The organism is Planctomicrobium limosum (assembly GCF_051465645.1).
Classification (GTDB): domain Bacteria; phylum Planctomycetota; class Planctomycetia; order Planctomycetales; family Planctomycetaceae; genus Planctomicrobium.
Window position 1 is genome coordinate 292,024 of the sequence record NZ_CP195790.1, and the last position, 23,968, is coordinate 315,991.

The window sequence follows — 23,968 nt, forward strand, 5'->3', positions numbered from 1 at the left end:
TTGATTCAACTTCAATCAACACAGGTTAGTGAAAGATTGAACAGTCAATTTACTGACTGTTCGATGAGCGGCCGTCACTATTTGTTGATTGCATCCAAAATGCGTAGCGTCGCTTCAGATCGGTTCATCACATAGAAGTGAATGCCGGGAACACCTTCATCAATCAATTGCTTCACTTGCTTGATGGTGTACTCAATCCCGATCTCGAATTGCGCTTGTTTGTCGTCCTGAACCGCTTCAAGCCGATTCAGCAGTTCGTCGGGAATTGCAGTCCCTGACAGGCTGACGATCTTTTTGACTCTGGCGAATTCGGTGATCGGCATGATCCCCGGAATGATGGGGATCTGCACGCCTGCTTGATGAGCACGATCTCTAAAGTTGAGAAAGGTCTCATTCATATAGAAAAGTTGCGTGAAGATCGCGTCGGCTCCGGCATCGACCTTACGCTTCAGATTGACCATGTCGATGTCGAGATCAGGAGCTTCCGGGTGCTTTTCCGGATAGCCTGCGACCCCAATTCCGAAGTCGGAATGATGTTCACGAATGAGTGCGACTAACTCATTTGCGAATCGGATTCCCCCTTCGACTTGCTTGAAGGTTGTTTCACCTGCAGGTGGATCACCCCGCAACGCCATTATGTTGCGAACGCCCTCGCCGCTGGCTCGCGTCAACCAATTGACGAGTTCTTCTCGGGTGGCGCCGACGCAGGTGAAGTGTGCCGTCGCCGGAGTATTCCACCGCTCTTGAATCAGACGGCAGAGTTCAATGGTACGGGATTGTGTGCTTCCGCCTGCCCCGTATGTGCACGAAACAAATGCAGGGTTGCGGGCCATCAGTTTGTCGAGGTGCTCAACGAGTGAAACATCACCCTGCTCAGACTTCGGCGGGAAGATTTCCAGCGACAGTCCAAACCGATTCTTGTAAGCGTCCTTGATGCTCATTTTTCCGTTTTCAGCTAAGAACCACTCGCTTCACGCAGGATCACTGTTGGAAGCAAGATTGATATTCGAGGTCATTTGCGGAATCTGTTGGTCTGGAGCAACTGATGCCGCTGTCGAGAGGTCAAATAATCGTCCGCGTCGGTCTCGCCTGTGCCGGTCTCGCCTGCGCCGGTCTCGCCTGCGCCGGTCTCGTCTGTGTCAGGAGACGTTCCAGCGGACGTACATCCGATCATGGGAGGATGTTCAGTTTCGCGGATGTCTCGGATGTCATGATCGCAGATGATGAGGCTGTCGGTATCGTTTCGTCAATCACGTCATAGAACACATTTCTTTGACGTGGAGTATAGCCGGCGTCTGAGATGCACCGACGAATCGATTCCAGTGTCAGGTGAAAGACAGTGCCTGCTTTTGAAACGACGTTTTCTTCGATCATCAGGCTGCCCATGTCGTTTGCTCCGAAGAACAATGCGAGCTGCCCGATCTTCTCCCCTTGAGTAACCCAGGAGGATTGAATGTTTGGGATGTTGTCCAGATAAAGTCGCGCGACTGCCTGTGTTTTCAAATATTCGAAGGCACCGGCAGGAGGCAGTTCGGACATGTCGACGCCCCCTTTGCGACCCTGCTCGGCATCGCGGCCAAACCACGGAGCAACATGTGGAGGCTGATGAGTCCAGCAGATGAACGCGGTGAAACCACCTGACTGGTCCTGCTGAGCCCGCAATCGATCGAGATGCTCGATGCGTTCTTCCAGTGTTTCAACATGGCCGAACATCATCGTGCAGGTGCTTTTCCCACCCAACTCATGCCAGACCTGATTCACTTCCAGCCAGCCATCGGTGAGGACTTTCCCTCTGGTGATCTGCTTGCGGACACGGTCGACCAGAATCTCGCCGCCGCCGCCGGGGAGGCTTCCCAGCCCGGCATCTTTCAGACGCTGCAGGACAGTCGTCAACGGGAGCTTGCTGACTTTATGAAAGTGCCAGAGTTCTGGTGGGCTGAAGCCGTGGACATTGACGGATGGAAATGCCCTTCGCATCGAGCGCAGCAGGTCTTCGTACCATTCAAGCGGCAATTGTGGATGCAATCCCCCCTGAAGAAGAATCTGATCGCCACCCAGATCGATGGTTTCCTGGATCTTCTGGAAGAGTGCTTCCTCTGTCAGCACGTAGGCTTCAGCGTGTCCGACGGGACGGTAGAACGCGCAGAAATCACAAACGGCGGCGCAGACGTTCGAATAGTTAATGTTGCGGTCGATGTTGTATGTGCGATACGGCTCTGGATGCAGACGTCTGGTCACTGCGTCTGCCGCGCGACCAAGTGCTGTTAAGTCATGCGATTTCAGCAGGGAAACTCCCTCTTCGCGTGACAACCGCTCTCCCGAAACGGCCTTCTCAAGAATGGAGGCGACACTTGTATCGACTGTAGAAATCATGGCTTTAAAGCGGATCTCAATTTGAAGTGGCGGCTGCTGGCACGCGGGAATGGGATCTTCTCTTGGGAAACGGCTGTATCGCGGCCATATGAGAGACCGCACAGGTATGACACCGATAATCCGAACAAGGACGGGATCAAACTCATTTTCTCATCACATGGAAAATCGCATTCCCGAACTACCGATTGCATCTAAGAATAACGATTTACATGGAAGGACGGGAGTGATGTTTTGCCACTTTGGCAGAACTCGCTATTGAATCGGAATCCCGCTTCTCTGGAGTCAATCTCACCGCGTATCGTCACTTTCAGATTTCATTTCGAACTATGTGTGGCCTTCCCCAACTTCCAGCAGGCGAGAAAGGGAATTTTGCCAGTTGAGAAGTTTGATGCGTTGGTGGGGTTCAGCAATTTGGAGCTGGATTGAGCAACGGAAAGCGTTGTACTGGGACCGATGGATGGTTGTGGAAACTCCTGCAAATTCCTGAGGTTCAAAGAGTAAGCCGTTTGGAAGAAAGACAGATTCAATGCATTTCATTCTGACGACATTTGGGAGTTCTGGAGATGTCTTTCCGATGGTCGGACTCGGAGAACAGTTACTTGCTCGCGGCCATCGAGTGACCGTCGCGACGAACGACCATTTCTCAGGGATCGCGAAAGACCAAGGCTTGGACTTTATTCCCTTGGGCACCGCAGAACAGTACCGGGAGTGCACCAGTAATCCTGACCTGTGGCATCCTCAACGGTCTTTCAACCACATCTATCAATATTTTCGCCAAGTGCTGAAGCGACAGCACGAATTGATTGTCGATGCGGCAAAGTCAGAGAAGACAGTCGTCATTGCCAGTTGCCTTTCATTCGGAGCGAGAATGGCACGGGATTCACACCAGATTCCGCTGCTGACTTTACATCTGCAACCGGCGGTGATCTGGAGCGACGATGAACCGCCAATGATTGCTGGACTGTTTGGGCCGCGCTGGTGGAAGAGTTTCATGTATCGTCTTGGTGAACGCCTTTTCGTGGACGCAGTCGTCTGTCCTTCTCTGAATGAATGGAGGCGAGAGCTCGGCCTGTCGCAAGTGCGGCGAGTGACGAAATGGTGGCATTCCCCTGACGGGATTGTCTGCCTGTTTCCGGATTGGTACGGGCCGGCTCAACCTGACTGGCCAAAGCCATTGATTCAAACCGACTTCCCATTGTGGAATCACAAAGCGACCGAACCATTGGCCCCAGAGGTCGAACATTTTCTGAGTTCAGGTTCGGCTCCGGTCGTCTTCACCCCAGGCTCAGCAAACGTTCACGGCCGTGACTTCTTTGATGTTGCGATGAAGTCCTGCCAAAAGCTCGGGCGGCGCGGGATCTTCCTGACTCACTACCCTGAACAGGTGCCGGAGAATCTGCCAGAGGAGATCGCGCACTTCTCTTATGTGCCACTCGATCTGCTGCTGAGTCGGTCGGCGGCGTTTGTGCATCACGGGGGAATCGGATCGACATCGCAGGCATTTCTGGGAGGAATTCCACAGGTGGCGATGCCATTGGCGCACGATCAGTTCGACAACGGGGAACGGATTGAACGACTGAAGCTTGGTGCATCAGTGCCGGCAACAAAATTTACCGAACCTCGCTTAACCGAAGCTTTGAAGCGACTGTTCAACTCCCCAGAAACAGCCGCAGCCTGCAGCAAGGCACAACTGGCAGTCGCACCAAGGAACGGGTTGGCTCTAACGGCAGACGCAATCCTCGCCAGATTTTCAGTATAGACCAAGTCAGTCTCTCATGATGGCGAAGTTCGCCGTCTGACGAACTTCGGTGGGAGAGTGAGTCACTGTTGAATTACGAATAAAGCCTCGCAGCCAGATTGACTGCGAGGCTTCAATTTTATTGACAGCTCAACTGCGAGTATTACTCGTCGTTGGACAGGTCAGACAGAGATGGAACGTCACCAAGTGACGGTGCTCCACCGATGTTTCCGAGCAGGCCGGTTTCGCCTTCGCTCAGCATTTCACGACGAGCTGCAAGAATACGTGCATGCTCTTCGCGAAGTTCCTGCTGAGCTTCTGGACGAATACGGACTTCGGAGTTCTGGTGTGACTTGAATCCTGTACCAGCAGGAATCAGGTGACCAAGAATGACGTTTTCTTTCAGACCAACAAGGTTGTCGGACTTTCCAGCCAAAGCTGCTTCGGTGAGCACCTTCGTTGTTTCCTGGAAACTCGCTGCCGAGATGAAGCTCTCGCTCGAAACGGCTGCCTTGGTAATCCCCAGCAACTGAGTACTGGCACTTGCTGGACGTGGTTTCGTGTATTGAATCACGGAACCGCCGCCAGATTCGATCTGCTCGTTCACTTCTTCGATGGTTTCGAGAGGAACAACATCGCCAATCTGGAACTCGGTGTCACCTGGATCGGTCACGCGAACGCTGTCCATCAACTCACGGTTGACACGACGGAACTCCCATTTGTCAATCACGACGCCAGGAAGCATGTCTGTATCGCCGACATCGTCAACGCGGACTTTTCGCAGCATCTGGGAAACGACCAGCTCAATATGCTTGTCGTCGATACCCACACGCTGTGCACGGTACACGTTCTGAATTTCGTGAAGCAGGTACTGAGAGACCGCTTCTTCGCCGCTCACACGCAGAATGTCGTGTGGAACCAGCGGACCACGAACCAGAGCGTCCCCTGCCCGCACGAAGTCACCGGAGTGAACCAGAACGTGCTTACCGTGAGGAATGACGTGTTCAACGTCAGTTCCGTCTGCACCGTGGACGACGATCACTCGTTTTCCGCGTTTACGTTCAGCAACGTGTTCCACTTCCCCGTCGATCTCAGCGATGATTGCCGGATCTTTCGGTTTACGTGCTTCGAACAGTTCAGTGACTCGAGGAAGACCCCCGGTGATGTCCTGCGTACCAGCTGCCTCGCGTGGCTGCTTGACGAGAATCGCACCTGCGGAGACCTGATCCCCTTCCTTCACTTCAAGGTTCGAACGTTCTGGAATGTAGTAGTAGTCCAGAATCTTTCCGGTGCTGTCTTCGATGATGATCTGAGGGTGCAGGTCACCCTTATGCTCGATGACAGTACGACGGACGTGACCAGCAGCATCCTTCTCGGACTTGACCGAACGACCTTCGATCAGATCTTCGAAGCGGATACGACCGCCGACTTCCGCCAGAATTGGAACGGCGTGAGGATCCCATTGGCACAGAACCTGGCCAGTTGTGATCGTCTCGTCTTCTTTCACCATCAGGATCGCACCTGCTGGAACAGCGTACTTTTCCAGTTCGCGGTCCTTCAAGTCGATGATGATGATCTCCCCTTGTCGAGCGAGCACGACTGCCTGACCTTCAGCGTTTACCACGCTTCGGATCCGAGCGAACTTCACACGACCGGCCTTACGGCCACGGAGATCGGACTTCTCAACGTCAGACTGAGCGGCACCACCGATGTGGAATGTTCGCATTGTCAGCTGAGTACCCGGCTCACCAATACTCTGTGCGGCGATAATCCCTGCTGCGAGACCTTCTTCAACCAGAAGACCAGTTGACAGGTCCATTCCGTAGCAGCGTTTGCAAATACCGAGCTCGGCTTCGCAAGACATCGGACTACGCACCTGAATACGCTCGAGTCCCATCTCTTCGATGCGACGGGCGATCGAGTGCGTAATCAGTTCGTCTTCACGAACGATCACTTCGTCGGTAATCGGGTCGACGATGTTCGTACGGCTGACACGTCCACGGATGGCATCTGCCAGAGAAACTTCAACCTTTTCACCACGATACTGAGTTCCGCGGGTCACACCCTTTGTGGTACCGCAGTTCACCATCGTAATAACGAGGTTCTGGCAGATATCCGCAAGCTTACGTGTCAGGTAACCGGAGTCGGCTGTCTTCAGAGCCGTATCGGCGAGACCCTTACGAGCACCGTGTGTGGAGGAGAAGTACTCCAGCACGGTCAAACCTTCACGGAAGTTCGACTTAATTGGAGTTTCGATGATCTCGCCGCTCGGCTTGGCCATCAGACCTCGCATACCGGCAAGCTGTCGAATCTGTTCCAGACCCCCTCGAGCACCCGAGTCTGCCATCAGGTAGATCGGGTTCACGTAGGCCCCGGCGTCACGGATGTCGTGCTCGAGGTCGCGTTTCATCGCCTCGGTGATCTCTTCACGAGCGTGAGTCCAGATGTCGATCACTTTGTTGTAACGTTCCTGGCTGGTGATCACACCTCGGTCGTACAACTTCTGTTGTTTCAACACTTCGACTTCTGACTTCGCGATGACTTGCTCTTTGTTCGGAGCAACCACAAGGTCAGAAGCACCGAAGGACAAACCGCTGCGAGTCGATTCCTGGAATCCGATCGCCTTCATCTTATCGAGCAGCTCAATCGTCGTACGCTGTCCGATGATCTGATGGCAGTCAGAAATTACGTTCGCCAGGTCCTTGCTCTTCAGAGCGAGGTTGTAGAACGGCATGCGTGGATCGAGAACGTCGTTGAAGACAACTCGACCAGCAGACGTTTCGATCAACCCACCTGGACGGTAAGTATCAGCTCCTTCTCCCTTGACCTTTTTGTCTTTCGGGAGACGCACTTTAATGGTTGCGTGACGGGAAACTTTCCCTTGCTGATATGCTGTCAGGCACTCTTTAGGAGATGCGAACACAAGACCTTCGCCGGGACGCCCTGGACGCTTCAGGGTGCAGTAATAGCAACCCATGACGATGTCCTGAGACGGCGAAATAATTGGAGCACCGTTCGCCGGACTGAAGACGTTGTTCGTCGACATCATCAGCGTTGTTGCTTCAACCTGAGCTTCGATCGACAGCGGCAGGTGGACTGCCATCTGGTCGCCGTCGAAGTCGGCGTTGAAGCCTTTACAGACGAGCGGATGGACTCGAATCGCGTGACCTTCCACGAGGATTGGCTCGAATGCCTGAATCCCCATACGGTGCAGAGTTGGAGCTCGGTTGAGCAGCACCGGATGGTTGGTGATCACTTCATCAAGAATATCCCACACTTCTTCATCACGTCGTTCCAGCATACGCTTGGCCGACTTGATGGTGTCTGCATGGCCGAGTTCTTTCAGACGACGGATGATGAACGGCTGGAACAACTCCAGAGCGATCTTCTTAGGCAGACCGCACTGATGGAGATGGAGTTCCGGACCGACGACGATCACCGAACGTGCTGAATAGTCGACGCGTTTACCGAGCAGGTTTTCGCGGAATCGTCCCTGCTTACCTTTGATCATGTCCGTCAGCGATTTGAGCGGACGGTTTGATGATCCAAGGACTGGACGCTTACAGCGACCGTTGTCGAACAAGGCGTCAACTGACTGCTGCAGCATTCGCTTTTCGTTGCGAACGATGACTTCAGGAGCATTCAGGTCGACAAGCTTCTTGAGACGGTTGTTACGGTTGATAATACGACGATAGAGATCGTTGAGATCGCTTGTCGCAAAGCTTCCGGACTCAAGCATCACAAGTGGACGCAAGTCTGGCGGGATCACCGGAATGCAGTGCAGGACCATCCATTCCGGACGGTTATCACTGTCACGCAGTGCTTCGATGATCTTCAGACGTTTGATCAGGTCCTTGGTTTTCTGCTGACTGCCGGTCGTCTTCAGTTCACCACGAAGACGAGTCGACTCTTCAGCCAGATTCAGGCCGCTGAGCAATGAGTAGACGGCTTCAGCACCCATCTCGATTTTGAAGTTCCCTTCGCCGTGCTTTTCACGAGCGTCGCGAGCTTCATCTTCGGTAAGCAGCTGAAACTTTTTCAGTGGCGTTTCACCTGGATCGGTGACAACGTACTCCTGGAAATAAATGACCTTTTCCAGACTGGTTGTCTTCATGCTGAGCAGTGCGCCAAGACGGCTTGGCATGCTCTTGAAGAACCAGATGTGAACGACTGGAGCGGCAAGTTCAATGTGCCCCATTCGTTTACGACGAACACGGCTGTGTGTCACTTTCACACCGCAGCGGTCGCAGATCATTCCCTTGTATTTCATGCCGCGATATTTACCGCAAGCACATTCCCAGTCCTTTTCTGGACCGAAGATTCGTTCACAGAACAAACCATCCCGCTCTGGACGGTAGGTTCGGTAGTTGATTGTTTCTGGCTTTTTGACTTCGCCAAAAGACCAACTGCGGATGTCGTGCGGGCTCGCCAAACTGATTTTGACGGCACCGTAGTCGTTCACGCGATCGTAAGCACCTTCGCCAACGCTCACTGGAAACTCCTGATCGTAGAAAGTGGATAGCGATGTTTGAGTTCGCTGAATATTGAAAACACACCATCGAGTCGGAAAACCGCACTCAGGGGATGAGTGCGGTCATGGGCTTAATCGCTTATGAGTGTGCTTTCTCCAGCTGCATGTTGAGGCACAGTCCGCGAATTTCGTTGTTCAACACGTCGAAACTTGCAGGTGTTCCAGCTTCCAGTGTGTTTTCGCCTTTAACCATCGATTCATAGATCTTGGTACGGCCTTCCACATCGTCGCTCTTGACGGTGAGAAGTTCTTGAAGAATGTAGGCAGCCCCGTAAGCTTCGAGGGCCCACACTTCCATTTCCCCAAATCGCTGGCCACCGAAGCGGGCTTTTCCGCCCAACGGTTGCTGCGTAATCAGAGAGTATGGTCCAGTTGCTCGAGCGTGCACCTTGTCGTCGACCAAGTGGTGCAGCTTGAGCATGTAGATGTAGCCGACTGTTGTCTTCTGTTCGAAGATTTCACCGGTACGTCCGTCGTGAAGCTGAATCTTGCCTTCTTCCGGTAGACCGGCTTCGCTCAAGATGCCTCGAATTGTTTCTTCTGTTGCCCCGTCAAAGACTGGACAAATTGCGCGGAATCCAAGCTTTCCGGCCGCCCAACCCAAGTGGGTTTCAAGAATCTGCCCTACGTTCATACGTGAAGGCACGCCCAGCGGATTGAGAATGATGTCAACTGGAGTTCCGTCGGCCAAGTACGGCATGTCTTCAACAGGCAGAACCTTGGAAATAACCCCTTTGTTTCCGTGGCGTCCAGCCATCTTATCTCCGACGGAGATCTGACGCTTCGATGCAACGTAAACCTTGACCATCTGCAGAACGCCGTTCGGGAGTTCATCCCCACGTTTCATGCTGTTGAGCTTCTGGTCGGCTTCGTCAATGACATCTTCGACGAACGGCCAGACGTCTTTCATCAGCTTACGCAGATCAGCCTGCTTCTGAGGGCTGCGAAGATCCAGCTTGTCGTAGTGGTTGTGGAATCCACGTGCATAAGTTGCCACAGCTTTGGCATCGTCGATGTGGCGAAGTTCGCGACCATCGTCGTCTGTCAGGTGCTTGCCGAGAACCTTTTCAAATTCAACGAGGAAGTCCTTGAACTTCGTTGCAATCCGGTCTTGTCCGTCTTGCTCAGTCTTCTTCAGTTCCTGATCGAATGTCTTTCGGTCAGCTTCGGTAAGACTCATACGGCGAGAGAATTTCTCTGTATGAATGACGATCCCCTCAACCCCTGACGGGACTTCGAGTGATTCGTTCTTAACGTCTTCCCCTGCCTTACCAAAGATCGCGTGGAGCAATTTCTCTTCTGGTGTCAGCTCAGCTTTTGCTTTCGGGACAACCTTTCCGACGAGAATGTCACCCTGCTTAACACGGGTACCGACATGCACAACACCACCATCATCGAGGTGACGAAGTGCCTTCTCGCTGACGTTTGGAATATCGCGGGTGAACTCTTCGCGTCCCAACTTTGTTTCACGAATTTCAACGTCAAACTCATCGATGTGAATCGAGGTGTAGACGTCGTCTTTCACGAGACGTTCTGACAGGATGATCGCATCCTCGTAGTTGAATCCCTCCCATGACATGAATGCCACGAGAACGTTTCGACCAAGAGCAAGAATCCCGTTCTGAGTCGCAGCACTGTCGGCCAGAATCTCGTCCTTCTTGACCTTCTGCCCCATCGTTACGAGAGGCTTCTGGTTCAAACAGGTACGTTCATTCAAACCTGTGTACTTGCGAAGTGGGAATCGCTTTCCTTCGACTTCAATCACGTCAGCATCGACGTAAGTCACTTTACCAGCGCGATCCGATCGGACGACCATTCCGGAATACTTCGGAATCTCCATCTCCATCCCGGTTCCAACGAGTGGAGCCTCGGTGATGAGAAGTGGAACGCCCTGCCGTTGCATGTTCGAACCCATCAACGCACGGTTGGCGTCGTCGTGCTCGAGGAACGGAATCAAACCTGCGGAAACACCGACCATCTGGTCTGGAGCAACGTCGATGAACTGAACTTGCTTCGCTTCAATCCAGTGCACGTCGTTATGGAAACGGGCGAGAACACGTTCTTCGTTGATCCGGCCCTTTTCCACTGGAGTATCAGCTGGAGCAACGAACACGCCAGATTCTTCGTCTGCACGTAACCATTGGATCTGATCGGTGACTGTCCCGTTCTCTACCTTACGGTACGGAGTGATCAGGAAGCCATAATCATCCACTTTAGCAAAGATGCTCAAGCTGGAGATCAGACCGATGTTTGTACCTTCCGGCGTCTCAATCGGGCAGATACGACCGTAGTGAGAAATGTGAACGTCGCGGACTTCGAAGCCTGCACGTTTACGGTTCAAACCACCGGGGCCCAACGCACTCAATCGACGCTCGTGTGTCAACATCGCGAGTGGGTTCGTCTGGTCGACCACTTGCGAAAGTTCGCTACGACCAAAGAAGTATTCAATCGCTGCAGAAACACTCTTTGGATTGACCAAAGTGCGTGGCGACATTTCTTCGACGTCCTTCAAACTCATGCGTTCTTGCACGGTTCGACGAAGTTTCAGAAAGCCTTTACGGATTTCGTCCATCGCCAGTTCGTCGATTGTACGAAGGCGGCGATTTCCGAGGTTGTCGATGTCGTCGACGTAAGCAGTGCTGTCACCTTCGCGCAGGCGAATCAGATAGCGAACGGCATTGACGATGTCTTCCGCACGCAGCGTCATTTCATCGTCAGGAATGTCCTGATGGAACTTCCGGTTAATACGGAAGCGACCGACGCGACCTAATCGATATCGATTGACATCCGAGAACTTTTCGCGGAACAGGTCATTGGCCTTCTCCAGTGCAGGAGGATTGCCTGGACGAAGGCGCTGATAGATCTTCAGCAACGCTTCTTCGTGACTGCAGGTTGCATCTTCAATAATGCTGTTCAGAGCAAGTGGGTCATTCGTTTCATCGATTGCCAGGACCTTCTTGATACCAGCTTCAGCGATTTCCGCTGCAAGGCTGGCCGAGATGGTGCTGCAGCACTCGACGATGATTTCACCGACTCGTTCGCCGTCCTGGTAAACGATGTCTTCGGCGGCATACTTGCCAGCCAGACCGGAACCGTCGGTGCCGACTTTGAGTTCCTTTACATCGTAAAACAGCTTCAACAATGCTGTATCAGTTGTGTAGTCAGCACTCATTGCCCGCAAAAGAGTCATTGCGGAGAATCGGCCGCTCTGATCGATTCGAACTCCAAGAGAATCCTTCTTGGAAATCATGAACTCGATCCAGCTTCCGCGTTCAGGAATGACACGGCAAGAAAATGTCTTGCGTTCACCTGGCTCAGCTGAAACGACGAAATCGACCCCTGGAGAACGGTGCAACTGACTGACGATGACTCGCTCAGCACCGTTGATGATGAACTCGCCACCACCAATCATGATTGGCATGTCGCCGAGGTAAACTTCTTCCTCGATCGGCTGCTCTTTCATCAGCTTCAATGTCACGCGAAACGGACGACCATAGGTCATACGCAACTGGCGACATTCAGTTGGTGAATAGCGTGGCTTGCCCAACTCATACTTGACGTAGTCCAGTTTGTACTGGCCATCATAGCTTTCGATTGGGAAAACTTCACGAAGGATCTCTTCCAATCCTTCGTTGCGACGTTCTTCTGGTTTTTTGTCAAACTGCAAAAAACGGTAATAGGATTCTGTTTGAATCCTGGTTAAATCTGAAAGCTCATGTCGTGCTTCGATCTTGCCGAAATGCCGAATAGAATTAACGGGAACAATACGTTGATGCGGAATTGGCATACGAGGTTCTTTTTCGCGTGGGAAAAAAACGACTCTAAACAGAACAAAAACACGGAATGAACCGCCCCGACGTACTACGATCTAATCGGGAAAATCATCGGATAGAGAATCCGAATCAATTGGGATTGCGGTCGACAAGACAGTTTGAAAGTCTCGTTCCCGCTGGTGGTGGAGAGTGGCGATGCCCTCGCTGAATGGGGGGCATGCGTGAGACCGGAACAGCGACTCGTGGTGCTAGGCTCACGGTAAGAATATCCCTCACAGCACATAAATAAGATGTCCCCGGAGTTCGGAGACCCACCCGCGACTGCAAGCGTATCTGCTGCATACGATGTTGAACGTGTCATGAAAAAATCAGACCAGTTCAATGCCGACTGTGTGATCCGCAAGTACCACCGACTACCGTTACTCCAGGTATGACTTAAAAACCGCGAAATCGGAATCCTTCCGAAAAACATCGTTCTAAGTTGACCTGTTGAACAGTGGCTTTGTGGGCAACGGATATTGAACACAGAAGCAACAACGACCTGCTATTGAGCGCGGATTGCGCAACAACCTACCAATAGTGATAGGCTGACAGTTGTGTACGTTAGCATTCTCCGAAAAAAATGCAACTGATCGGCACAAGCAATGCTCAAATTGAGCCTCTCGGACGATTTTTGTCAGTTTTTTCGGAAATCAATCTGACAAGTCGGTGGTTGATGATCCAACTGACTCAATAAAAAAAGGGACGAAGCCGAAATGTTTGGATCGGCTTCGTCCCTTTGGTGAGCACTGAATTACTTCAGTTCTGCAGAACCGCCAGCAGCTTCGATTTCCTGCTTGATCTTCTCTGCGTCTTCTTTGGCAATACCTTGTTTCAGGGCCTTTGGGGCACCTTCAACGAGGTCTTTAGCTTCTTTCAAGCCAAGACCGGTGATGCTGCGAACAGCTTTGATCACGTTGATCTTGTTGTCGCCGACTTTGGTGAGAACGACATCAAATTCGGTCTTTTCTTCAACAGCAGCAGCTGCGCCTGCAGCTGGAGCTGCCATAATAACAGCTCCGCCGCCTGCTGGCTCGATGCCGTGTACTTCTTTCAAGTAATCAGCGAGAGCTTTAGCCTGCAGCAGGGTCAAGCCGACGAGCTTGTCGCCGAGTTCGGTTGTTGCTGCATCGAATGACTTGGCTGGTGCTTCAGCGACTTCAGACATTTCCATATCTCCGTGAGTTGAACGCCGGCGAGTACCGTCCGGCTCGGTTGAGTGAATAAATCGGCCGCTTCACTCGGCCGAACCGGGACGCTACGCAGCGTCTCCGTCCTCTTTTCCGTCTTCTTCTTCTTCCGACATCGCTTTGAGTTGTCCGGAGATTGTTCCCCCGGGCCCCAACAAGGCGCCTGCCAACTTCGCTCCAGGGCTGAGCAACAACCCTGCGATCTGACCAATGAGTTCCAGGCGGCTGGGACCCTTAGAGATCTCATCGACGCCCTGAGAGTCAACTCCCTGACCGTCTACTACGCCACCTTTGATGGCGAGCTTGTCGAATTTCTTTGCCCATTCCGTGATTTCACGAGACAGGCCGACTACGTCCTCTGTACCCCAAGCCAGGGTCGTTGGACCGTCGAACGAGACACCGGAAACGTCAAGTCCAGCGTCTTTCAGTGCCAAACGGGCAAGTGTGTTCTTCACGCCGAGGAGCGAAACGCCCTTCTTGCGAAGTTCTTCCCGAAGATTATTCTGGGTAATTGCGTCGAGTTTGGAGACATCCAACACGACAAGATCGCGTCGATCGCCGAGTTCCGTGCGGATCTCGCGAACGATCATTTCTTTTACGGGTTTACTCATGTCTTGTTTCCACAGTCTGAAAAGACCTGCTTAAGGCGGTCTTCGGTCGTGATTCAGATGAATGACTCGCTACACAGCTGCAACAGGAATGCCAGGCATTTGTGTTGCGGTAACGGTAACGGACCGAATGTATTGCCCTTTTGCAGCCTGTGGCTTCAATTGAACAATCAATTGCAGCAGAGCTTGGATATTCTCAGTCAGGCTTTGCTCGCTGAAGGACATCTTTCCGACGACACAATGAACGTTGCCGCCATCGTCTACGCGGAATTCGACTTTACCTGCTTTGTACTCTTTTACGGCAGTTGCGACGTCTTGAGTGACTGTCCCTGCCTTTGGAGATGGCATCAGACCACGTGGTCCGAGAACTTTACCCAGCGGACCTACAATCCCCATCATATCTGGAGTTGCGATCGCGACGTCGAAGTCCATCCAGCCGTCTTTGATCTTGTCGGCGAGTTCTTTGCCGCCGGCGAAATCGGCACCAGCTTCATTTGCTTTGGCAATGTTCTGGTCTTTACAGAATACCAGAACTCGCTGTGTTTTACCGATGCCGTGTGGCAGAACCAAGCTTCCACGCACGATCTGGTCAGCGTGCTTTGGGTCAACGCCTAAGCGGACAGCCAAAGTGACCGATTGATCGAACTTGCTCGGCTTAATGCCTTTAGGGAGTTTGCCTTCAAGTCCCTTGAGAGTCGTGATGGCGTCGGAAATTGGCAAAGGATTCAATTTCTCGGTCGCTGCACGGAGTGCGGCTTGCCGCTTCGATACTTTCATTATTTTCTTCCTGTCCTTCAGCAATTGATGAAATCGCTGTCTGCGGACTGAACCAGTTCGAAAGATTCTGCTCACGTACCTGACAGACTTGCCAAGCAGCAGATCAGACTAGTCAACAATTGTGATGCCCATACTGCGAGCAGTACCAGCGACCACCTTTGCTGCTTGTTCGATATTCGAGGTGTTCATGTCCTCGAGTTTCTTCTGTGCAATTTCTCGAACTTGTGCCTGAGTGACGGTACCAACTTTTTCGGTACGTGGATTCGCGGCACCTCGAGCAACCTGAGCAGCCTGTTTCAGCAGCACAGCTGCCGGCGGGCTTTTCAGGATGAATTCGAACGAACGATCATTGTAAACAGTGATAATGACGGGGATCACAGTCCCTGTCATATCGCGTGTACGCTCGTTGAACTGCTGAACAAATTGACCAATATTCACGCCGTGAGGACCGAGCGCGGTACCGACTGGTGGAGCAGGTGTCGCCTGTCCGCCTGTGATTTGTACCTTGATCTGAGCAGTAACTTGTTTCTTCTTAGCCATTACCCGTTCTCGTTTACCACGACGGTGATCACACCTGGTTTATTTTTTGAGGCAGCTGATATTGAAGGCGATTTTTGGGTCTTCAATACACTATCCGCGACTATATTCTTCGCGAAAGCACTTGGACACGCAAATTGAAGTGCGGTGGGTTACACCTTTTCGACTTGCCAGTGTTCGAGTTCAACCTCAGTTGGTCGCCCAAAAATTTCGATGATGATCTTGACCTTGCCGGTCATGTCATCCATCGAATCAATCGATCCCTCGAAACTTTCGAATGGACCCTCTTTCACTTTGACGTGATCACCAACTTCCACGTCGAATTTAACAGCAGCCTTTGCAGGCTTTTCGACTTCGCCTTTGACGACGACTTCTTCGATTCCGAGCCAGCGACGAACTTCATGAATTTCCATCGCAATTGGTTTCCCAGCTGCTCCGGTGAAATCACCAACTCCGCCAGTCGAACGAACCAAGTGCCAGGTTTCGTCGTTGAGTTCCATTTGAATCATCATGTAACCAGGTAGCGTTTTGTGCTCCCGTACACGACGACTTCCGCCTTTTGTCTCTACAACCTTTTCTGTCGGGATGTAGATTTGACCAAAGCATTCTTCAGCGCCTTCCATCTTGATTCGACGGAGGAGTGATTCGCGAATGGAACGTTCGCGATTGCTCTGGACCTTGAGTACGTACCATCGCATGTTGGCGTTTTCTTCGCCATTCAATGCGATCATGTCAAGAGTTGGGATTTTCGATGCTTTCGAAGATCCGGATTTCTTGGCAGAGCTGTTACGTTCTTCGTCCATGCGCGAGCCAAGCATTTTTGTGGATCACTCGGCTTTTTTCAAGCGATCCAATAGACAAAAGGTCAGAATTTCCTTGTGTTCTACACGAACGTCAGGAATTGTAATTATGTTGATTATTTTTGGAGAAAGCCAATCATCATGAAAAGCTGCTGCCAAACAATGTCACAAAGGAACAGGTAAGCGCCGAATCCCGTCATCGTAACGAGGACGACTGCGGTTGCCCGTTTCAGGTAGTCCCAAGTGGCCCAGGAAACTTTGTCCATCTCTGCTTCGACTGAGATGAGAAAGTTTGCAAATGGTGGCCAGTTGACCAGTGCGAATGACAGCCAGATTCCAGCGACTGCAATGAAAGCTGGGATTCCGACTCGAATCCAGTTCACTGAGTCCGCGAAAATGGTCGCATTGAGTCGCCAAGCTGTGATTATAAATATGCCAGCGATCGCCAAAAAGATAATTTGACGAACGATCCGTCCCTGGCTTCCCTTAAAGATCTTGGCCTGAAAAAGGGTGGCCAAGAAGGATGTTTCCGCTTTCGCCTTAGCCATCCTGGACTTGTCCTTAACTGGGGAGTTGCAGCTGGTGTTCCGTCCGGCTGCTTTGTGGATTTATTACATTGGAAATGTAATAACACGGGCGGAGGGACTTGAACCCCCAACCTGCGGATTTGGAATCCGCTGCTCTGCCGATTGAGCTACACCCGTAGAATAGATTCAACATGGTAGAGGCTGCCCGCGAAGCGTTTCGGGGACAGATTCTGTACCGGTTGCACTATTTCTTACGTGATTCTTTGTGCAGCGTATGCTTGCGGAGCTTCGGGCAATATTTCATGAGCTCAAGCCGCTCTGTCCCGCGCAGTTCTTTGATCGCGCGGTAATTTCTAGCGCCTGACTCAGTGCATTCCAGCCAAACGTATTCGCGGGCCATTATTTCACCTCGTAAAACGTCAGTAATCCGGTGCCGCTTTTATTACGACATGCCGGATTGCTGTAATCGTTGTCGTAAATTTTGACAGATTGCCCACAGTTGTTACTGCGGGCAATCTATCGACTCTTTAATTATTGCAGGATCTTCGTGACGATCCCGGACCCGACTGTACGGCCCCCTTCGCGAATCGCGAAGCGGCTTCCGTCTGTCAGAGCGACTGGCTTGATCATCTCGATTTCGAGTTTCACGTTATCGCCTGGCATACACATTTCTGCGTCGCCGAGCAACTTCACGGCACCGGTTACGTCGGTGGTACGGAAGTAGAACTGTGGGCGGTATCCGCTGAAGAACGGGGTCTTACGGCCACCTTCGTCTTTGCTCAAGACGTAGACTTCAGCTTCGAACCGGGTGTGTGGCTTAATGCTATTTGGAGCAGCCAGCACTTGTCCACGCTCAACGTCTTCCTTCTTGGTACCGCGGAGGAGAATACCGACGTTGTCGCCAGCTTCGCCCTGGTCCATCAGCTTGCGGAACATTTCGACACCTGTACAGGTTGTTTCCTGGGTGTCTTTCAGTCCGATGATCTGAACCTTTTCGCCGACCTTAATCTTACCGCGTTCGATACGACCGGTGACCACTGTACCGCGGCCTTCGATCGAGAACACGTCTTCGATTGCCATCAGGAATGGCTTGTCGACTTCGCGAGCTGGTTCTGGAATGTCTGAATCCAGAGCATCCATCAACTCGCCGATGCAAGCGTTCTTCTCTGGATCGGCAGGATTGTCGAGAGCTGGCTTTGCTGACCCACGGATGATTTTGACGTCATCGCCTGGGAAGTCGTACTTGTTGAGGAGGTCGCGAACTTCCATCTCAACGAGTTCGAGGAGTTCTTCGTCTTCGACCAGGTCGCACTTGTTCAAGAATACGACGAGAGCCGGAACGTTCACCTGGCGAGCCAAGAGGATGTGTTCGCGGGTCTGTGGCATTGGACCGTCGGAAGCGGAACAGACCAGAATAGCACCGTCCATCTGGGCGGCACCGGTGATCATGTTCTTAATGTAATCCGCGTGTCCCGGACAGTCGATGTGGGCATAGTGGCGAGTGTTTGACTCGTACTCGACGTGCGAAACGGCAATGGTGACAGTTTTCGTCTCATCGCGAACCGTCCCGCCTTTTGCCACTTCCGAATAGGCAACTGGGGTAGCAAGTCCTTTGGTTGCCTGCACGGCAAGGATTGATGCGGTCAGTGTGGTTTTACCATGGTCGATGTGCCCGATGGTTCCCACGTTGACGTGCGGTTTTGTCCTCTGAAATGTTTCCTTCGCCATGACTAGCGCTCCAAAACTCCCAATAACCTTCGTCGAGTATTCATGCGGTTGAGTTGCTCCGCACCAATTTAAAAGCCTTACGGTACACCCGTAGATGCTCTCTGACAAAACCGGACGGACCGGTAAGCTGCTGGTGGGATTTGAACCCACGACCTCGTCCTTACCAAGGACGCACTCTACCAGCTGAGCTACAGCAGCAGTCTATTGGCGATCAGACCGTTTCAAATTATTGAACGGTTTGATCGGGCCAAGTAAAAGCGGGTGAAGGGAATCGAACCCTCACCACCAGCTTGGAAGGCTGGAGCTCTACCATTGAGCTACACCCGCATCTTTTTGCTTGGCGGCAGACTGAACTGCTAAGTTGAATTAGCGATGTCTGCGTCTCAAGTCAGTTTCAAGTCGCAGCAAGTTGCGAGTTTGAAACTTTCATCTTTTTATAGAGATTGAAAAGTTTTTGCAAACTTGTCTTCTCTTTTAAGTCAAATGCGGCCGTGGAGGCCGCAAATGTCGTCGAAAAAGTGGGGGCGGAAGGATTCGAACCTTCGAAGGCAGAGCCACCAGATTTACAGTCTGGCCCCATTGGCCGCTCGGGCACACCCCCCATTGATCCCGACGTCGTTGTTTGTTGCCCTTTTGGGGGACGACAGACAACTTACACATTCTTTGCTCTTTTGAGAGCTAGTGGAGGGATTTGAACCCACAACCGCCGGTTTACAAAACCGGTGCTCTGCCGTTGAGCTACACTAGCTAAGAAGCGGTGTAAGTCGCGAAGTATAGCGGCGGCATGGTGCGTTGCAAGTACAAACGCACCATGATCCAGAGTTCTCAGAAAACGTTCTTCTCGTGCGGCTTTGGGTGAAGTTGTGTCGTGTGGTTCGCAGACCCATTTCGCGTGATTTCCGCGGTTTCATGGGGCGTGTGTCGTGGCTTGCGAGATGGCCAGCGGCTTCTGATTGCGGCGACATGCGATTGATCTGTTTGAAAGAATTTGGAAATTCTTTCATGAAAGGCCATTCGACATCAAAGTGTGTGGCCTAAGGCTGCTGTCTTTATTCTGCCCTGTACTCCCCTTCTCTGTGACGCCTTCTGAGATGCATTTCCGTGCTCTCTGATCCAGGGGCCTCATCCGAGTCGAGACGTTTGTTTGATATTTCGTCCCGCTGCGGGGCATCGTTGATTCGAGCGTATGCGGCTGACGTACTCACGTTTCTCGTCGTCTTTCAGCAAGCTTCCGAGACGTGATAGACGACCTGGTGCTCCCCAGTCTTTTTAAGGATCGTCTGTGTTGAGCTTTTGTGGTGATTTGGCATCGTGGTGATGTTTGCCTGCATCCCGTGTCGTAAGAGACTCCGGGGAAAGGCGTTGCGATGGATTAAGTGCTCTGCTCTGCCGTTGAGGTTTGCTTTTCTCAACATTGTTTCGGCTTGGCAACGTCAGCTTGTTGTGGTGTTTTCATGAATTAACACCTTCGTAAGTCACCTGTGAGAAGAGGGTTGTGTTCTGTTAATGGCGAACTGCGGGAAAATCTTGTTCATTCTGGCATTCGCACTGCTTTACAGAACGCTACGGCGACATGACAGGACTGATCTCTCTCAATAACTGGTCCGTGACGCCGACTCTCTCTCAAACTCACTCATGTGAAGGTGTCTCAATGGTTCTGTTCAATCAATTGCTGAATGACGAAGCGGGTTTCATTGTCTCCGCCGAGTTGGTGTTGGTTTCGACCGTCGTTGTTTTGGGAATGATTGTTGGTCTGGCTGAAGTTGCGAATGGAATCAACGAAGAGTTGGAAGATGTTGGATCAGCTTTCGGGATGATCAATCAGAGTTACTGCTTCACTGGATTCACTGGCCATAAAGCATCGATGACCGGCAGCCACTTCAATGATCAGGCTGACTTCTGTGATGGGGAATTCGACATCCGTTGCGATGGCGGAGCACAGCCTGAAGGCAAGAAGAACGGGTACAAGTAACAGCAACTGATGCTGGCAAATTCCATTGCGTTCAAACGAAAAAACCTCGCTCCAAGTCTCTGGAAGCGAGGTTTTTTATTGAATTCAGGGATTTTAGAGTGCTGGGCGCCGGTGTGCGGCGATCAGCAAATGCCCATCAGTGAATTAGACGTTCGAGTACTGGTTCAGGTACGGAAGGTCATTCATTTTGGTTTGAATTGCAGGCTGGTTGGCGAGCAATTGTCCGAGGAAGTCCCATTGTCCGGTGACCAGTGCTTCGTGGGCACTCTTTGGCATGGTCCCCTGCACTACTTCATTGCCGAAAGTGATCTTCAGGGTCTTCATGTCGATATCGAGTTGCAGATTTGGGTCTGCAGTAATCGCAGCGTCCAGCTTTGCAAGATCTTCGTGGCTGGCTGTGATCGGAGCCACGCCCAGGGAGATGCAATTCCCGAAGAAAATCTCCGCGAATGACTCGGCAACGACAGCCTGCAAGCCCCATCGCATCAACGATTGAGGAGCGTGTTCACGGCTGGACCCGCAACCAAAATTTCGGCCAGAGACCAGAATTTTTGCGTTGCGATAACGTGGATCGTTGAATGGGTGTGACGGATCCTGCTCACGATCGTCTTCGAATGCATGCTCGCCGATTCCGTCAAATGTCACGCATCGCAGAAATCTTGCTGGAATGATGCGGTCGGTGTCGATGTCATCCAGAAAGATCGAAACCCCGGAACCAGAAATCTGTTCAACGCATTGCATAACGAATCGCCAAGACTGAAGTTCAAAAACAAAAACTGTGTGGCCGAGTCGAGTAAGTCACGGCAGGGACGTTGATGATAAGTCATTACCGTGTCGTGGATTGCGAGTGAAGTCTACGCCATACCTCGGTGACTGACCATCTTTCGTCGCCAACTATTGTATTCGCTCGTCGCCGGGATGCCAGTGGAGATCGTTCCCGTCTAGCACATCGTCTCGGAGCCGAACTTCTCATCAGGCGTGTGAGGAGAAATCCTGGGGGCGAAAAACACTTTGCTTACTGGTGTTCTCCAGTGCGGAGTTAAATGGTGAGGTGAGCCCGTATTTCTTGCCGGGTAAAGTTAGAAATCGCCGACGTACTCGCCTCCGGCTCGTGAGCCCAGTGCGCCCCAAACGCCGTAGGGGCTTTCGCCCTTGGTAACGGGCGGCTTTGTCAGGTCTCCCGCATGAATGGAATCGGAAATGAATCGGACTGAACCGTCTGCTAATGCAGCGTTGACCCCGCCGGGGTGATTACTACTGGGGGCCCGAATGACTGCAAAATTGCCTCCATTAATTGGAGGGCTGACGCATGCAGGTCCATTCGGTGGCAGGATGGTGTTCACATACCATGCTTCTGGGGCGTTCGATGCCCAGCAGACTCCATCTGGGACTGAAGGTTCTTTGCTGTCAGAGTTGTATTTTCCATTGACGACCGTCTGATCGCAAATGGAAGGATTCGTATCGATTCCCTTCACATTCTTCAGAGTTCTCGCTGTTGGTGCTTCTTGCCCACCCAAGCAGCGTTCGCTGAGCATAATTGTGTTAGATAGGCCGTCCGTGACTTCCCGCATTCGAATGCATTTACGGAACCCAAAGAGCCCTCGAGGTTCAGTCGCGACTTCGTTCATGGATTCATCGCGAACACTGTCTGATTGGGGCGTGTCCCCGGCTACGAAGTAGTAACTCCGCATTGGGAATGGTGTGGAGAATTCCTTATTCGACGAGGAAGCAGTTACGGATTCGGGGCACAGGAAGATTGAAAGTGGTTCTTTAGGATGTGGGAAGGTCTCACTGTCGGGGCGCCCTCCCTGCCCTGGAGCACTTCCGATTTCTTTGTAAAGACCGGCGTGATCAAGAAAAGGAAGCAGCGGGACCATTCCACTCAGCATTTCCTCGTTGCTTCCCTTGCCGCTGGTTCCACCTCTTCCAAAGGGAAATATGCTGTAGAAATCGTGATAGTTATGGACTGCGAGGGCCTGCATCTTTAGATTGTTCATGCACGTAGTCCTTCGTGCGGCCACCCTGCTCTGTTGCACAGCAGGTAAGAGAAGAATGATCAGTAAAGCGATCGAATTGGCCACTGCAAGGAGTTCGATCAAAGTAAAACCGCTACGTCTCGCCTTCATTGTGTGGCCCTTCACGCTGGATGGCTTCTAGAACTCTTTCCCGACTCATTGCGATGTCGAGGAAAGTCAGATTTTAGAACGTTAACGCTAACCCTATTTCATCAGTCATTAAAGCAAATTTGATGGGACTCGTCCTGAAAACTTGAAATTCCCATCCGTTTGATGAGCGTGAATCAAGTCCTCTGACCTGAATGCATTGAGGTGTAAGTTCCCAAATCGATCGAAACTCCTTTATGATGCCTTCACGGTGATTGATTGGTTCCGGGCTTCAGAGACTTCAAGCGAATGCGTCGCTGAGAGACTCTGGCCTGTTCTTCCTTCCACAAAGGCCGACACCATGACGCAGACACGACGGGCATTTCTTCAATCTGGATCACTTGCTGCACTCGCGGCGATGTCGGGAACCCAATTCCTTCGGGCGGCGGATTCGAATCCTGCCGTAGGGAAGATGAAGTTGGGGCTTGTGACATACCTGTGGGGGAAAGAATGGGATGTTCCGACCCTGATCAAGAATTGCACCGAAGCCAACTTCCAGGGAATTGAGCTGCGATCTGGGCATAAGCACGGTGTTGAACTGACCCTGTCAGCAGCTGAGCGTGCTGAGGTCCGTAAGCGATTTGCTGACTCACCTGTCGAGGCGGTGGGCATCGGGAGTGCTTGCGAATATCACGCAGTCGACCCTGCGGTGTTGAAGAAAAATATTGAAGAAACCAAGCAGTACATTCTTCTGTCGAAAGATATTGGCGGCACCGGAGTGAAGGTTCGCCCGAACGATCTTCCGAAGGAGGTCCCAGCCGAGAAGACAATCGAGCAGATTGGAAAGGCTCTTCTGGAGGTCTCAAAGTTTGCTGCTGATCATGGTCAGGAGATTCGTGTGGAAGTCCACGGGCGACTGACCAGTAATATCGAAGTGATGCACAAGATCATGGAGATTGGCGATCACCCTGCATCGCGTGTCTGCTGGAACTGCAATAAGCAGGATCTGGATGGGCAAGGATTTGATGCCAACTTCAAACTCTTGCAGGATAAGATTGCAACAGTTCATATCCATGACCTGACCGTTAATGACTACCCGTGGGTACGGCTCTTTGAAATGTTGAATGGAATTCAATTCAGCGGCTGGACAATGATTGAAGATCATCGAGTCCCGAAAGATATCGTTGCTGCGATGAAGGCCAACCGTGTCGAGTGGGAGAAATTGCGGCTCCTGAAATAAGCTGGCGACGATCAAGTCGGTTCTTGGGCGTCT

General features: G+C 51.9%; 17 protein-coding genes and 5 tRNA genes. 3 read left to right on the forward strand and 19 right to left on the reverse strand.

Translation table 11 applies throughout. From position 1 onward, the window contains the following. Positions 1-77: 77 nt before the first annotated feature. Together metF and mqnC are read right to left on the reverse strand one after the other, a co-directional pair. Positions 78-941, reverse strand: a complete 864-nt coding sequence (metF, locus tag SH527x_RS01120; RefSeq protein WP_437192815.1) for a methylenetetrahydrofolate reductase [NAD(P)H] — start codon at positions 939-941, stop codon at positions 78-80. Positions 942-1,170: 229 nt separating this feature from the next. Further along, the gene (mqnC, locus tag SH527x_RS01125) at positions 1,171-2,373 is read right to left on the reverse strand and encodes a cyclic dehypoxanthinyl futalosine synthase (RefSeq protein ID WP_437192816.1); all 1,203 of its coding nucleotides are present in this window, start codon (positions 2,371-2,373) and stop codon (positions 1,171-1,173) included. 526 nt (positions 2,374-2,899) lie between these two features. Between mqnC and SH527x_RS01130 the strand changes: the two genes are divergently transcribed. Then, positions 2,900-4,132: a nucleotide disphospho-sugar-binding domain-containing protein gene (locus tag SH527x_RS01130; protein ID WP_437192817.1), complete on the forward strand. Its 1,233-nt coding sequence runs from the start codon at positions 2,900-2,902 to the stop codon at positions 4,130-4,132. Between the two features lie 142 nt (positions 4,133-4,274). On the opposite strand, the gene rpoC is transcribed toward SH527x_RS01130, so the two are convergent. From rpoC to SH527x_RS01205, 15 genes are all read right to left on the reverse strand, one after another. Then, positions 4,275-8,603 (reverse strand): DNA-directed RNA polymerase subunit beta', encoded by a 4,329-nt coding sequence (gene rpoC / locus SH527x_RS01135; RefSeq protein WP_437192818.1) that lies wholly within the window; start codon positions 8,601-8,603, stop codon positions 4,275-4,277. Positions 8,604-8,721: 118 nt separating this feature from the next. Continuing rightward, complete coding sequence (gene rpoB, locus SH527x_RS01140) at positions 8,722-12,429, reverse strand: DNA-directed RNA polymerase subunit beta (protein WP_437192819.1); 3,708 nt, start codon at positions 12,427-12,429, stop codon at positions 8,722-8,724. Between the two features lie 779 nt (positions 12,430-13,208). Further along, positions 13,209-13,622, reverse strand: coding sequence for a 50S ribosomal protein L7/L12 (rplL, locus tag SH527x_RS01145; RefSeq protein WP_437192820.1), 414 nt, complete (start codon positions 13,620-13,622; stop codon positions 13,209-13,211). A gap of 90 nt (positions 13,623-13,712) precedes the next feature. After that, entirely contained in the window at positions 13,713-14,255 is a 543-nt protein-coding gene (rplJ, locus tag SH527x_RS01150) for a 50S ribosomal protein L10 (RefSeq protein ID WP_437192821.1), read from the reverse strand. 69 nt (positions 14,256-14,324) lie between these two features. Next, the gene (gene rplA, locus SH527x_RS01155; protein ID WP_437192822.1) at positions 14,325-15,029 is read right to left on the reverse strand and encodes a 50S ribosomal protein L1; all 705 of its coding nucleotides are present in this window, start codon (positions 15,027-15,029) and stop codon (positions 14,325-14,327) included. A 108-nt stretch (positions 15,030-15,137) separates the two neighbouring features. Next, positions 15,138-15,569 carry a 50S ribosomal protein L11 gene (rplK, locus tag SH527x_RS01160; RefSeq protein WP_437192823.1) on the reverse strand — a complete coding sequence of 144 codons (432 nt, stop codon included), beginning with the start codon at positions 15,567-15,569 and terminating at the stop codon, positions 15,138-15,140. Positions 15,570-15,718: 149 nt separating this feature from the next. After that, positions 15,719-16,264: a transcription termination/antitermination protein NusG gene (gene nusG / locus SH527x_RS01165; RefSeq protein ID WP_437192824.1), complete on the reverse strand. Its 546-nt coding sequence runs from the start codon at positions 16,262-16,264 to the stop codon at positions 15,719-15,721. Between the two features lie 218 nt (positions 16,265-16,482). Then, on the reverse strand, positions 16,483-16,914 hold the full coding sequence (gene secE, locus SH527x_RS01170; protein WP_437192825.1) for a preprotein translocase subunit SecE: 432 nt from the start codon (positions 16,912-16,914) through the stop codon (positions 16,483-16,485). 83 nt (positions 16,915-16,997) lie between these two features. Beyond that, positions 16,998-17,070 (reverse strand) — tRNA-Trp (locus tag SH527x_RS01175). Positions 17,071-17,137: 67 nt separating this feature from the next. Then, the gene (gene rpmG / locus SH527x_RS01180) at positions 17,138-17,293 is read right to left on the reverse strand and encodes a 50S ribosomal protein L33 (RefSeq protein ID WP_437192826.1); all 156 of its coding nucleotides are present in this window, start codon (positions 17,291-17,293) and stop codon (positions 17,138-17,140) included. Between the two features lie 131 nt (positions 17,294-17,424). Then, positions 17,425-18,621, reverse strand: a complete 1,197-nt coding sequence (gene tuf / locus SH527x_RS01185; protein ID WP_437192827.1) for an elongation factor Tu — start codon at positions 18,619-18,621, stop codon at positions 17,425-17,427. Positions 18,622-18,746: 125 nt separating this feature from the next. Next, positions 18,747-18,819, reverse strand: a tRNA-Thr gene (locus SH527x_RS01190). 58 nt (positions 18,820-18,877) lie between these two features. Next, a tRNA-Gly gene (locus SH527x_RS01195) sits at positions 18,878-18,948 on the reverse strand. A gap of 192 nt (positions 18,949-19,140) precedes the next feature. After that, positions 19,141-19,222: transfer RNA gene (locus tag SH527x_RS01200), tRNA-Tyr, on the reverse strand. Between the two features lie 75 nt (positions 19,223-19,297). Next, positions 19,298-19,369: transfer RNA gene (locus tag SH527x_RS01205), tRNA-Thr, on the reverse strand. A 903-nt stretch (positions 19,370-20,272) separates the two neighbouring features. Here SH527x_RS01205 and SH527x_RS01210 point away from each other — a divergent pair. After that, complete coding sequence (locus tag SH527x_RS01210; RefSeq protein ID WP_437192828.1) at positions 20,273-20,593, forward strand: branched-chain amino acid aminotransferase; 321 nt, start codon at positions 20,273-20,275, stop codon at positions 20,591-20,593. A 144-nt stretch (positions 20,594-20,737) separates the two neighbouring features. On the opposite strand, the gene leuD is transcribed toward SH527x_RS01210, so the two are convergent. Then, on the reverse strand, positions 20,738-21,334 hold the full coding sequence (gene leuD / locus SH527x_RS01215) for a 3-isopropylmalate dehydratase small subunit (RefSeq protein ID WP_437192829.1): 597 nt from the start codon (positions 21,332-21,334) through the stop codon (positions 20,738-20,740). 338 nt (positions 21,335-21,672) lie between these two features. Then, positions 21,673-22,719, reverse strand: a complete 1,047-nt coding sequence (locus SH527x_RS01220; RefSeq protein ID WP_437192830.1) for a DUF1559 family PulG-like putative transporter — start codon at positions 22,717-22,719, stop codon at positions 21,673-21,675. A gap of 337 nt (positions 22,720-23,056) precedes the next feature. Between SH527x_RS01220 and SH527x_RS01225 the strand changes: the two genes are divergently transcribed. Then, a complete protein-coding gene (locus tag SH527x_RS01225) occupies positions 23,057-23,935 on the forward strand; it encodes a sugar phosphate isomerase/epimerase family protein (protein ID WP_437192831.1) in 879 nt (292 codons plus the stop codon). The last annotated feature ends 33 nt before the right edge of the window (positions 23,936-23,968 follow it).